At 71.7% G+C, this 12,694-nt stretch carries 8 protein-coding genes; 5 read left to right on the top strand and 3 right to left on the bottom strand.

All coding sequences use genetic code 11. From position 1 onward, the window contains the following. Positions 1-15: 15 nt before the first annotated feature. Positions 16-1,311 (bottom strand): chromate transporter, encoded by a 1,296-nt coding sequence (locus F4562_RS34855; protein WP_311733831.1) that lies wholly within the window; start codon positions 1,309-1,311, stop codon positions 16-18. 85 nt (positions 1,312-1,396) lie between these two features. After that, positions 1,397-1,849 (bottom strand): gamma-glutamylcyclotransferase family protein, encoded by a 453-nt coding sequence (locus F4562_RS12380; RefSeq protein ID WP_184538510.1) that lies wholly within the window; start codon positions 1,847-1,849, stop codon positions 1,397-1,399. 154 nt (positions 1,850-2,003) lie between these two features. Here F4562_RS12380 and F4562_RS12375 point away from each other — a divergent pair, with 154 nt between their 5' ends. Together F4562_RS12375 and F4562_RS12370 are read left to right on the top strand one after the other, a co-directional pair. Beyond that, positions 2,004-3,398: an NAD(P)H-quinone dehydrogenase gene (locus F4562_RS12375; protein ID WP_184538512.1), complete on the top strand. Its 1,395-nt coding sequence runs from the start codon at positions 2,004-2,006 to the stop codon at positions 3,396-3,398. Between the two features lie 193 nt (positions 3,399-3,591). After that, positions 3,592-5,220, top strand: coding sequence for a CARDB domain-containing protein (locus tag F4562_RS12370; RefSeq protein ID WP_221206138.1), 1,629 nt, complete (start codon positions 3,592-3,594; stop codon positions 5,218-5,220). Positions 5,221-5,232: 12 nt separating this feature from the next. On the opposite strand, the gene F4562_RS12365 is transcribed toward F4562_RS12370, so the two are convergent. Next, a complete protein-coding gene (locus tag F4562_RS12365) occupies positions 5,233-6,435 on the bottom strand; it encodes a pentapeptide repeat-containing protein (RefSeq protein WP_184538514.1) in 1,203 nt (400 codons plus the stop codon). A 144-nt stretch (positions 6,436-6,579) separates the two neighbouring features. On the opposite strand from F4562_RS12365, the gene F4562_RS12360 reads away from it, so the two are divergent. Genes F4562_RS12360 through F4562_RS12350 form a run of 3 tightly spaced genes read left to right on the top strand, consistent with a single transcriptional unit; the run spans position 6,580 to position 12,675 of the window. Continuing rightward, on the top strand, positions 6,580-9,060 hold the full coding sequence (locus F4562_RS12360) for a glycosyl hydrolase family 95 catalytic domain-containing protein (RefSeq protein WP_184538516.1): 2,481 nt from the start codon (positions 6,580-6,582) through the stop codon (positions 9,058-9,060). A 35-nt stretch (positions 9,061-9,095) separates the two neighbouring features. Continuing rightward, positions 9,096-11,363: a TIM-barrel domain-containing protein gene (locus F4562_RS12355; protein ID WP_311733872.1), complete on the top strand. Its 2,268-nt coding sequence runs from the start codon at positions 9,096-9,098 to the stop codon at positions 11,361-11,363. A gap of 10 nt (positions 11,364-11,373) precedes the next feature. Then, complete coding sequence (locus tag F4562_RS12350) at positions 11,374-12,675, top strand: ABC transporter substrate-binding protein (RefSeq protein WP_184538520.1); 1,302 nt, start codon at positions 11,374-11,376, stop codon at positions 12,673-12,675. Positions 12,676-12,694 lie beyond the last annotated feature (19 nt).

Raw genomic sequence — 12,694 nt, 5'->3', positions numbered from 1 at the left:
CGGCTCCGGGGGCGGTCAGCCGAGCAGGACGGCCGCCAGGCCCACTCCGGCACCGGCCGCGATCAGCCAGGCCGAGTTCAGTCTCGTCCGCCACAGCACCAGCAGCGCTCCGCCGGTCAGTGCCCAGGTGAGCGGGTCGACCAGGGAGGTGTGGCCGAGCTGGAGCGTGACCCCGGCCATCAGCGCGAGGGCGGCGGCGTTCACCCCGTCGAGCAGCGCGCTCGACCACGTCTTCGAGCGGATCCGGTCGGTGATCTTCGTGAGCAGGCCCACGAAGAGGAAGCTCGGCAGGAAGATCGCGACAGTGGCGAGGGCCGCGCCGGGCACCCCGGCGATCACATAGCCGACGAAGGTGGCCGTGGTGAACACCGGACCCGGGGTGAACTGGCCGATCGAGACGGCGTCGGCGAGCTGGCTCTCGGTCAGCCAGCCGAGCCGCTCGACGAAGTCGCCCTCCAGGAAGGCCAGCAGGACGTATCCGCTGCCGTAGAGGACGGCGCCGATCTTGAGCATGGTCAGGAACAGCCGGAGCAACTGGTCGGGGTCCTGGCTCCCCGCCAGGGCCAGCGGCGCGGCCAGCAGCCCTCCGATCCGGCCGGGCCCGTCGTCGCGGAACGTCCCGTCCGGTCCGGTCCGCCCGTCGGGTGGCGGCTCGCCGCCTCGGTCGCCGGGGGCGGGTGTCCCGGAGGCGGACGTGTCGGGACCGCCGGGGGCGGGTGCTCCGGGACGGAGGCGGGCACGCGCGGCCGGAGCGAGCCGTACGGCCGTCGTCAGCAGCCCGCCACCGGCGAGCAGCAGCAACTCGTTCACGCCGAGCAGGTAACCGGCCAGGGCGGCCCCGGCCAACGCCCACAGGTACGCGCTCTTCAGCGCGGTGCGTACCAGGGGGAACAACGCCCACACGATGATCGCGACGACGACGGGCCGGATACCGTAGAGCACCCCCTCCACCGCCGGGGTGGTGCCGTAGCGGACGTAGAGCGCGGCCAGCACGCCGACCATGAGCGCGGCGGGCAGGATGAAGCAGACCCCGGCCGCCACCAGGCCGCGCCGGCCGGCCCGCTCGTGGCCGAGGTGGATGGCCAGCTCGGTGGAGGACGGGCCGGGGATGAGGTTGGTCGCGCCGACCAGGTCGAGGAAGCGCTGCTCGGTCACCCAGCCGCGGCGCCGTACCACCTCGTCGTGCATCATCGCGATGTGCGCCGCCGGGCCGCCGAAGGCGACGGTGCCCAGCCGCAGGAACAGCCGGACCAGCTCGCGGAGGTCCGGACCGGTTCCGGTGTCACCGTCTCGGCGGGGCGTTTCCGTCACGCGGGCATCATGACAGCCCCGCAGGTGAGCATGGGCTGACGCCCCGATGAACAACGGGTGCGGGCGGGCGTGGCGCCCCCGGGGTTCAGCCGCCCAGCGAGGTGCAGGGCCGGCCGCGCAGGTCCCTGACGTAGTCGTCCGGGGCGCCCGCGCGCTCGGCGGCCTCGGCGAGGATGCCGAGGTAGCGCGCCGAGGGCAGTCCGCCCTCGTAGCCGTCGAGCACGTAGAACCAGGCCACGACCTCGCCCTCCAGGGTCTGCACCCGGAGCCTGATCTTGTGGTAGAGCCCGCGGGCGGCACCCTCCCACTGGTCGAGGGAGCTCTCGTCCCAGTCGGGCACGTCGTACAGGACGACGAAGACCTGCTCGCCGGGGTCTTCGACGATCGTGGCGAGCGCACCCTCCCAGCCGAGGTCGTTCCCGCCGAACGTCAGACGCCAGCCCTGGAGCCAGCCCGTCCCCCTGATCGGGGAGTGCGGGGCTCGGTGGGCCATCTGCTTGGGGTCCATGTTGCTGCCGTAGGCGGCGTAGACAGGCACGGCATCCAACAGTAATCCACAATGCGGCGGACGTTCACCCGGCCTCCGTCTCGTGTCGACATCACGGGTATTTGCGAGGGATTTGGAAGGCTTTCGTGGTTTTGATGGGGTGCCGAGCGCCGACCGGTTCGGACCATGCGGGAGAATGGGGTACGTGACAAGGATCGTGATCATCGGTGGCGGGCCCGGCGGATACGAGGCGGCACTGGTGGCCGCGCAACTCGGCGCACAGGTGACCGTGGTCGAACAGGACGGGCCCGGCGGGGCGTGCGTGCTCACCGACTGCGTGCCGTCCAAGACGATGATCGCCACCTCCGTCCGCAAACAGGCGCTCCTCGACGCCAGCATGCTCGGCGTGCACTACACCGGCGGGCCGGACGGCGACGTCGGCGGCGTCATCGCCGACATGCCCCTGGTCAACAAGCGCGTCAAGGAACTGGCCCGCGCGCAGTCCGCCGACATCGCGGCGCGGCTCGCCGCCGAGGGCGTCGAGGTGATCCAGGAACGCGGCCGGCTGGTCGACCCGCAGGTGGTCCGGGCGGGCGACCGGACGATCCGGGCTGACATCGTCATCGTGGCGACCGGCGCCACCCCGCGCATCCTGCGCGGCGCCGAGCCCGATGGCGAGCGCATCCTGACCTGGCGGCAGCTCTACGACCTCCAGGAGCTGCCCGAGCACCTCATCGTGGTCGGTTCCGGCGTCACCGGCGCGGAGTTCGCCGGGGCCTACCGGTCGCTGGGTGCGGAGGTCACGCTCGTCTCCTCCCGCGACCGCATGATGCCCAACGAGGACGCCGACGCCGCCGAGGTCCTCGAAGAGGTCTACCGCCGCCGCGGCATGAACGTCATGGGACGCTCCCGCGCCGAGTCCGTCAAGCGCACCGCCGACGGCGTGGTCGTCACGCTGGAGGACGGCCGCACCGCCGAGGGCAGCCACTGCCTCATGACGGTCGGCATGGTCCCCAACACCTCCGGCATCGGCCTGGAGGAGGCCGGGGTCACCCTCGACCGGGGCGGTTTCATCCAGGTCGACAAGGTCTCCCGCACCTCCGCACCCGGCGTCTACGCGGCCGGCGACTGCACCGGTGTGCTGATGCTGGCCTCGGTCGCCGCCATGCAGGGCCGGATCGCCGTCTGGCACGCCCTGGGCGAGGCCGTGCAGCCGCTCCGCCTGGCCACCGTGGCCTCCGCCATCTTCACCGACCCCGAGATCGCCGCGGTGGGCGTCGCCCAGCGCGCCATCGAGGCCGGTGAGATCGACGCCAACGTGGTCAAGCTGCCGCTGGCCACCAACGCCCGTGCCAAGATGCAGGGGTTCAACGACGGCTTCGTCAAGCTGTTCTGCCGTCCGCACACCGGCATCATCCTGGGGGGCGTCGTGGTGGCCCCCCGTGCCTCCGAGCTGATCCTGGCGGTCTCCGTGGCCGTGCAGCAGCGGCTCACCGTCGACCAGCTCGCCCACACCTTCGCGGTCTACCCGTCGCTGTCCGGTTCCGTCACCGAGGCCGCCCGCCGCCTGATGCAGCCGATGACCCCCACCGGCATCTGACACCCGGTCCCGTCCGGCCGGGATCCTCTCTCCGGCGTGCCCGCGCAGGCCAACATCTCACCAAGTATCGGCACGCCCGCACGTGTCGCGGGTCCCCGTCCGGCCTGTCCGGCGAGGCTGCCCTCCAGCGCCGGCGTCGATCTCCCGCCGCCAGGCGACGAGAGGCAGCCTGCTGCCGGACGAGAGGAAACCGATGATGAGGCACATCCGGCGGATGTGTTACCCGGTCGCCGCACTGGCCGTGCTGGCCGGACCGCTGGCCGTGGGCGGCGCGACCCATGCTCACGCCGCGCAGGCCGGCCCCGCCCCCGCGGTCCCCGCCGGGCCCGACACGGGTCGGGCGGGCCCGCCCACCGAGGCGGCTCCGGGCGGGACGGTGCTGCGTGCCGGGCCCGACCCGGCCTCCTGCCCCGCGCGGGTGGCGCTGGTCAACGGCGGCTTCGAGCGTCCCGCCGCCTCCAATGCGGTCAACTTCTTCCCCGACGCCTCGCGGAACGCGGCCGACTCGGTGCCGGGCTGGCTGACGACCGCCCGCGACCGCACCCTCGAGATCTGGACCGGCCCGGCCAACCCGACCAACACCGCGCCCGCCGAGGGCAGGCAGTTCGCCGAGCTGAACGCGAACGAGGTCTCGACCCTCTACCAGGACCACGCGACCACCCCCGGGGCGAAGCTGTACTGGCGGCTCTCCCACCGTGGCCGTCAGGGGACCGACACGATGGCCCTGGACATCGGCGCACCCGGCTCGCCGGTACCGCAGCGGGTCATGTCCGACGGCACCGGAGCCTGGGGCACCCACACCGGTGTCTACACGGTTCCCGCCGGGCAGACGACCACCAGGTTCGCCTTCCGCTCCGTCTCCGCGGCCGGAGGTGTCGGCAGCGTCGGCAACTTCCTGGACGACGTCTTCTTCGGTACCGCCCCCTGCGTCGTCGTCACCAAGGCCGCGATCCCCGAGGGCCCGGTCGACGTCGGGGATGTGATCACCTACCGGCTGACCGCCAGGAACGAGGGCGGAGGGGTGGCGGAGAACGTGCGGCTCACCGACGCCGTCCCGGCCGGGACCTCCTACGTGCCCGGTTCGCTCCGCGTGGTGGACGGCCCCAACAGCGGGGTCAAGACCGACGGGCCGGGTGACGACCAAGCGGCCTTCGACGCCGCGACGGGCAAGGTCTTCTTCCTGCTGGGCGTCGGCGCGACCGGTTCGGCGGCCGGACGGCTGCCCAACACCGCCGACCTGCCGGGTGGTACCACGGTGGAGTTCCGGGTCAAGGTCGGCCCGGCCGCCGCAGGTAAGCAGGTCGTCAACCAGGGCTCCGTCACCTACGAGAACCGCCTCGGCGCCACGCCGGAGCCGTTGACCTCCACCTCCGGTGAGGCGTCGACCAGAGTCAATCCCGCTGTGGACCTGAGCGTGGTCAAGTCCGCGGATCCGACCACGGCGACCATCGGCCAGAACGTCACCTACCGTCTCGCCGTCCGCAACGCCGGACCCAGCGACGCCACCGGGGTCACCGTCAAGGACATTCTGCCGCGCGGTGTCGCGTTCGTCTCCGCGACGGCCTCGGCCGGTGACTACGTCGCCGCCACCGGGACGTGGAGGGTGGGTGAGCTCGCCGCAGGCGGCACGGCCCTGCTGACGATCCACGTCAAGGCCACGGTGGCGGGGGAGCGGACCAACATCGTCACGGTCCGCGGTGACGAGAAGGACCTCGACCCGGCCAACGACATCGACGCGGTCAGGATCTGCGTCCGGCCTGCGGCCTCCTGCGAGAACTGCTGCTCCGCCCGGTGCGTGGACTGCGGGACGCGGGCGGGGTGACGGGCCCGGGGCTCAGCGCACCCGGGTCCGCAGGCGCTCCAGGGCGGCCCGGCCGTCCTGGACGGCGCGGGCCACGAAGTGGAGCTCCTCCGCGCGCCGTGCGCCGGCCAGGGTGTTCTTGGCCGCCTCGTACGCGTCGATCGCGTGCCGCCAGTCGTGGTCGGCGGTCATGCTCCCGCGTCCGCTGATCTGGAACTCGTAGTCGAGCTGGTCGATCTCCTCGCCCAGCCGGGTGATGTCCTCCTCCGCGCCGCGCCGCATCAGGGCGAACCGCGCGTTGCGCCGGGACCGCTGTTGAGCGCTGACGCCCCAGGCCACCACGGTGAGCGCCAGGCCCACCGCGCTGAGCACGACCATCACGAGGCCGACCGACGGGCCGCCGCCCGAAGGCGTGGACCGCGCGGCCTCCGGCTCGTCGGTCTTGAAGAGGTCACCGGGGTCGAAGCTGGGGACCGAGGTCGGCACGCCGGTGTCGATGCCCACCGGCGTGCCCCGGGCGCCGGTCAGGTCCACGTCGTCGGCCTGGATGAAGGACGCGCCTTCGACGAGTGCGCCGGTGAAGTCGGCGCCGTCCAGGTCGGCCTGGGTGAACTGGACCTCCCGCAGGTCGGCGTCCTTGAACGTGGCGTGGTGCAGCTCGGCCTGGCCCATCTTGGCCTCGTGGAGGTTGGCCCGGGTGAAGTCGGCCTTGCGTGCCTTGACCTGCCCGGGGGTGCTCTCGGCGAGGTCGGCGTCGATCAGTTTGGCGTTGGTGAAGTCGACCTGGGTCAGCTCGGCCCGGGTCAGCTTCGCCCCGGTCAGGTCCGCGTGGGGGAACTCGGCCTGCCCCGCCTCGGCGTCGACGAGGATCGCGCCGCGCAGGTCGGCGTGGTCGGCGTGCATCTGCCCCAGGTCGGCCTCGGTGAGGTCGGCCTTGCGCAGGTCGGCGTACTTGAGCGTGGCCTGCGTGAGGTTGGCCTCCCTGAGTGAGGCGCCGTACAGGATCGCCCCGGTGAGGTCCTTCTGGAGCAGGTCCGCGCTGTCCAGCTTGGCCTTGGTCAGGTTCGCGCAGCGCAGGTCGTCGGGCAGCGGCGCTCCCCGGGTGAAGTCCCTGCCGCGCAGGTTGGCACCCTCGCCGGGCTTGCACGGTCCGGCCGCGGCCTGGACGGGAGAGATCACTGTCCCTGACAACGCGATGACCACGACGGTGAGAGCCAGGGGGATGGAACGACGCACGGGAGCCTCCTTCAAAAGCAGTCCCGATGGTGTCAGTGCGGCGTTGCATCCCGCTATAAGGCGGCTTACACATTTCATCCAGTACGACTGCGACGGACATCGCGCACGGCTAGTTTGTTTATCTGATAGCTAAACTAACCAGCCATGGATCAAGGAGTTGTCTCCAGCCTCGCCACCCTCGACTGGGAACACGCGCTGATCACCGGGAACGGCCGCCAAGGGGTCCTCGCGTACGGCGAGCCGGGTGACCTGCGCCTGACGCTCTCGCACGAGCGTCTCTTCCTCCCGGTCGCCGGCCCGCTGCCCCCGCCGGGAACCGCCCGCGTCCTGCCGGAGTTGCGCGCCATGCTGTACGCCGGACGCGGCCGTGAGGCGGCCGAGCGGGTGGTCGAACTGGCCGCGGCGGAGCACCCCGGTTACGCCGGAACCCGTTGGATCGACCCGCTGGTCCCCGCCGCCACCCTGCGCCTGACCGGCGGCGGGGCCGGGACGTACCGGCGCACCTGCGACTTCACCACCGGGCTGGTGACACAGGGGTGGGGTGGAACACGACAGGAGGTCTTCGTCTCCAGGCCCGACGACGTGGTGGTGGTCCGCCTGTCCGGCGCCGGGGGCCTGCTGAGCCTGGACCCGATCGGGGAGGAGCCGCCGGTCCCGATCCGGTTCACACGGGTCGCCGAGCCGGGCCGCCTGCTGCTCGACGCCCTCTTCGGCGACCGTGACGCCGGGGTCGGAGTGGAGGCGGGAACGGAGGGCAGAGCCGGAACCGAAACCGGAGCCGGAGCCGAAACCCGAGCCGAGGACGGGACCGGGACCGGGACCCTTGAGGGTTACACGGTCGAGTGCCGTGTCGCCGGGGCGGCCGTGCCGTGTCCCGGTGGCCTGGCCGTCCGCGGCGACGTGCTCCTCCTCGTCCGGACCGTCGTGCGCGGACCGGGCCCGCCGACCCCGGGGGCACGACCCGGCCGGGCCGCACGGCTGGAGGACCTTCCCACGGACTTCGCCGCGTTGCTCGCCCGGCACACGGCCGTCCACGGTGAGCTGTTCGCCCGCTCCTCGGTCCGGATCACCGCCCGTACGGACCGTACGGGCACCGAAGCCGTAGAAGGTCCAGAAGGCGCGGCAGGCGCGAGGCACGCGGAGAACGCCGGGAGCACGGAGAACGCGGAGAGCACGGAGAACGCGGAGAACGCCGGGAGTACGGAGAACGCGGAGAGCACGGAGAACGCGGAGAGCACGGAGAACGCCGGGAGCACGGAGAACGCGGCGGGCATGGTGCCGGTGGACCGGCTCTTCGACGCGGGGCGGTACGCGGTGATCTCCAGCACCGGGGAGCTGCCGCCCACGCTCCAGGGCGTCTGGAGCGGAACCTACGATCCCCCCTGGCGCAGCGGCTACACCCTGGACGGCAATCTGGCCTCGGCGGTGGCCGCCCTGCACGTCACCGGCACCCCGGAGCTGATGACGCCGGTCTTCGACCTCGTCGAGGGGGTGCTGCCCGACTTCAGGGAGAACGCGCGCCGGCTGTACGGCTGCCGGGGAATCCTGGCACCCGCCCACATGTCCTCGCACGGGCTGCACAACCACTTCGGCCCGGTCTGGTGCCTGACCTTCTGGACGGCGGGAGCGGCCTGGCTGGCCAGGCTCTACCACGACCACTACGCCCACACCGGGGACCCGGCCTTCCTGCGTGAGCGGGCCTGGCCGTTCATGGTGGAGGCGGCCGAGTTCTACGAGGACTTCCTGACGCCCGGCGGCGACTTCGTCCCGTCCTACTCCCCGGAGAACACCCCGGCCGACGGTGACTCCCAGGCGTGCGTCAACGCCACCATGGACGTGGCCGCCGTCCGCGACCTGCTGCGCAACCTGCTGCGGGCCTGCGAGGCCCTGGGGGAGGACGGAGCCCGCTGGCGGAGGTTGCTGGGGCGGTTGCCCGGCTACCGGATCGCCCCGACCGGTGAGCTGGCCGAGTGGGCCGGTCACCGCCGGCCCGTGGGTGGTCACGCGCGCCACCCCGCAGACAACCACGCGCACCGGCATGCCTCCCATCTCTACCCGCTCTGGTACGAGCGGGACCCGGCCTTCGACGATCCGGCGCTGGAGCGGGCGGCGGCGCTCACGGTGCGGCGGCGGCTCGACTGGTGGCAGGGGGCGGACAGCGACGAGATGGCGTTCGGGCTCGTCCAGCTCGGTCTGGCGGCGGCGGCCCTGGGGCTGGGGGAGGAGGCGTACCGGGCGCTCACGCTGCTGGCCGCGCGGTACTGGCGGGAGAGCCTCGTCTCCACCCACAACCGGGACGCGATCTTCAACGTGGACGTCTGCGGCGGGTTTCCGGCGCTGGTCGCCGCGATGCTCGTCCGCTCCGACGGGGGTCGGAGCCGCCTCGACCTGCTGCCCGCGCTTCCGGCGGCCTGGCCCGAGGGCGAGGCACGCGGGCTGACCGGGCGGGGGGTGACGGTCGAGCGGCTGACGTGGTCGCCCGGCCGGGTGGAGGCGGTGGTCTCGGCCCGGGCCCCGTCTGTCGTCACGTGCGGGACACAGCGGCGGACGGTGCGGCCCGGCAGGTCGGCCCCATTGACGTTCGTTGGTTTAGACGCAAAACTAACTCAGCAACCGGAAGCCTGAGTTCTGGAGTCTTCATGCCTTACCGTCCGCCTTTGGTGGCGCACGAGTACTTCGTCGCCGATCCGCCGGAGCTGCCCGTCCGCTCGCACGGCGAGAAGGGCCTGTCGGCGCTGACCGCCGTGGAGCCGGTGGCCTCCGACGCGTCCGGCGTGACCCTCAAGGGTGCGACCTGCGCCGAGGAGACGCTGCTGGTCCAGGTGAACGTGGCGGGCGAGGGCGTGATCCGGGTCAGGCTCGGCGCGGACGCGGACGCGCGGACCAGGTCGGCCGCCGCGATCTCCATGGTCACCCCCGGTGAGTACGCCGACGCCCGGGTGGACCTCGGAGACGGGACGGTCGTGGTCGACGCGGGCTCGCTCCGGGCCGAGATCACCCTGGCTCCGTGGCACCTGCGCTTCACCGACGCGAGCGGCCGGACGATCCTGGAGCAGGACCGCGGCCACACCGACATCAGCGGCCGGATGCGCACGCTGCCGTTCGGCCGCTCCCTCGCGGGCGGCGCGGTGGCCGGTTACCACGAGAGCTTCGCCGCCCCCTCCGACGAGGCGTTCTCCGGGTTCGGCGAGTCGTTCACCCGGCTCGACAAGCGCGGCCAGCGGCCGGTGATGTGGAACTTCGACGCCTTCGGCGCCGAGTCGCAGCGGGCCTACAAGAACGTCCCCTTCTACCTGTCCAGCAGGGGGTACGGCGTGCTGGTGGACAGCGGGACGCCGGTGGAGTTCGACGTCTGCCAGTCGACGAACAGTTGCGTGCAGATCGTGGTCCCGGACGACCTGATCGACTACTACGTGATCGCCGGACCCGCCCCCGCCGATGTGCTCGGCCGCTTCGACCTGCTGACCTGCAAGCCGCTGCTCCCGCCGAAGTGGGCGTTCGGCACCTGGATCTCCTCCGGGTTCTTCGTCGACACCCAGGAGCGGGTGCTGAACCGGGCACGCACCATCCGCGAGCGCGGGATCCCGTGTGACGTGCTCCACCTGGACACGTACTGGCAGAAGGACGGCCACTGGTCCGACCTCCAGTGGGACGCCGACAACTTCCCCGACCCCGAGGGCATGCTGGCCGAGCTGGACGGCATGGGCTTCAAGGTCTGCCTGTGGATGAACCCCTACATCTCCCACCTCAGCCCGGCCTTCCCCGAGGCGGCGGAGAAGGGGTACTTCCTGAGGAAGCAGGACGGCGAGGTCTACGTGGCCGACTGCTGGCACGGTTCCTACCCGCCCTGCGGCATCGTCGACTTCACCAACCCGGCCGCCGTCGAGTGGTTCCAGGGGCTGCTCCGCCCGCTGCTCCGGCAGGGCGTCCAGGTCTTCAAGACCGACTTCGCCGAGGGCGTCCCGCACGACGCGGTCGCCTTCAACGGCATGGCCGGCACCGACCTGCACAACGTCTACACGCTGCTGTTCAACGACGCCGTCTCCGCGGTGACGAAGGAGATCGCCGGGCACGGCATGGTCTGGGCACGCTCGTCGTTCCTCGGCGGCCAGCGGCACTCCGCGCAGTGGGGCGGCGACACCTACACCAGCTACCCCGCGATGGGCAGCACGCTGCGCGGCGGGCTGGCGCACGGTCTGTCCGGCGTCCCGTTCTGGAGCCACGACGCGGGCGGTTTCACCGGCCGTCCCACCGACGACCTGTACGTGCGCTGGACGCAGTTCGGCGCGCTCTCCCCGCTGCTGCGCCTGCACGGCACCACCAGCCGGGAGCCCTGGGAGTTCCCCGAGGTCGAGGCCCAGGCGGTGGAGGCGCTGCGGCTGCGCTACCGGCTGATGCCCTACCTCTACTCGGCGGCCGTGGAGGCCGCCAGGACCGGGGCGCCGATGATGCGGGCGCTCTGCGTCGACTACCCGGACGACCCGGTCGCCTGGCAGGCCGACCTGCAGTACCTGCTCGGCCGCGACCTGCTGGTGGCGCCGATGATCTCCCCGGAGGGGACGCGCCGGGTCTACCTGCCCGCGGGCGAGTGGGTGGACCACTGGACGGGCGAGGTCCTCACCGGCGGCCGTTACGTCACGGTCAGCACGCCGCTGGACCGCATCCCGCTGTTCGCGCGGCGCGGCGCGCTCGTCCCGGTCCTGGCCGAGCCGGGCGAGACCGTCGGGGACGGGACGTTCGGCGAGGTCACCCTGGTCGCGTACGGCGTGGGCGAGGGCCGGGCGACCATCTCCGACCTCGACGGGGACACCACGGTCACCGCCGTCGGCGACGGGGACGGCCTGCGGGTGACCGTCTCGGGGGGCACGCGGATCGCGGGCGTCGAACTGGTGGGGGCCGACGCCCCGGTCGTCATCACCACCATCTAGGAGAAGAACCATGTTCAAGGTGAGAACGGGCGTCGCCCTGGTGGCCGCGCTCGTGGCGCTGGCCGCCTGCGGCGGCACCGACCAGGCGGACACGCCCGCCGCCGACGGCCCCCGGACCCTGAAGCTCTGGCACTACGAGGGTGCCGACAGCGCGATGGGCAAGGCGTGGGCCGAGGCCGTCAAGCAGTTCGAGGCGAGCCACCCCGGTGTCACCGTCACGTTCGAGGCGAAGGCGTTCGAGCAGATCCGCCAGTCGGCGGGAATGATCCTCAACTCGGACGAGGCGCCGGACGTCATGGAGTACAACAAGGGCAACGCCACCGCCGGGCTGCTGTCGAAGCAGGGCCTCCTCACCGACCTGACCTCCGAGGCGACCAAGCGCGGCTGGGACAAGCTGCTCAGCCCGTCCGTCCAGACGACCGCCCGCTACGACGAGCGCGGCGTCATGGGTGCGGGCAACTGGTACGGCGTGCCGAACTACGCCGAGTACGTGATGGTCTACTACAACAAGGACGCCTTCAAGAAGGCGGGCGTCGAGGTGCCCACCACCTTCGAGGAGTTCACCGCCGCGCTCGACACGTTCGTCAAGGCCGGCACCACGCCCATCGCGGTCGGCGGCGCCGAGTACCCCGCCCAGCAGATCTTCTACCAGCTCGCGCTGAGCAAGGCGCAGCGGCCGTGGGTGGACGCCTTCCAGCTCTACAAGGGCAAGGCCGACTTCAAGGGGCCGGAGTTCACCTACGCCGCCGACACCTTCGCCGACTGGGTCAAGAAGGGCTACATCGCCAAGGACTCCGCCGCCCTCAAGGCCGAGGACATGGGCGTGTCCTTCATCGGCGGCAAGTACCCGATCATGATCTCGGGAAGCTGGTGGTACGGCCGCCTCGCCGCGGAGATCAAGGACTTCGAGTGGGGCACGTTCCTGTGGCCCGGCAACACGATGAGCGCCGGATCCAGCGGCAACCTCTGGGTCGTCCCGGAGAACGCCAAGAACAAGGACCTCGCCTACGACTTCATCGACATCACGATGAAGAAGGACATCCAGAACCTGCTGGGCAACTCCGGGGGCGTCCCGGTGGCCGCCGACACGGCCGCGATCACCGACCCCAAGAGCAAGGAGCTGATCGAGAACTTCAACAAGCTCTCGACCTCCGACGGGCTGGCCTTCTACCCCGACTGGCCGGCGCCCGGTTACTACGACGTGCTCGTCGCCGGGGTGCAGCACCTCATCAACGGCACCAAGACCTCCGGCCAGGTCCTGGACGAGATCGCCGCGCCGTACGACGAGAACCTCGCGGACATCGGCAACTGATCCACTTCGCGGCCCGCGC

The organism is Streptosporangium becharense, from assembly GCF_014204985.1.
Classification (GTDB): Bacteria; Actinomycetota; Actinomycetes; order Streptosporangiales; family Streptosporangiaceae; genus Streptosporangium; species Streptosporangium becharense.
This window is presented reverse-complemented; position numbering and strand designations above follow the sequence as displayed.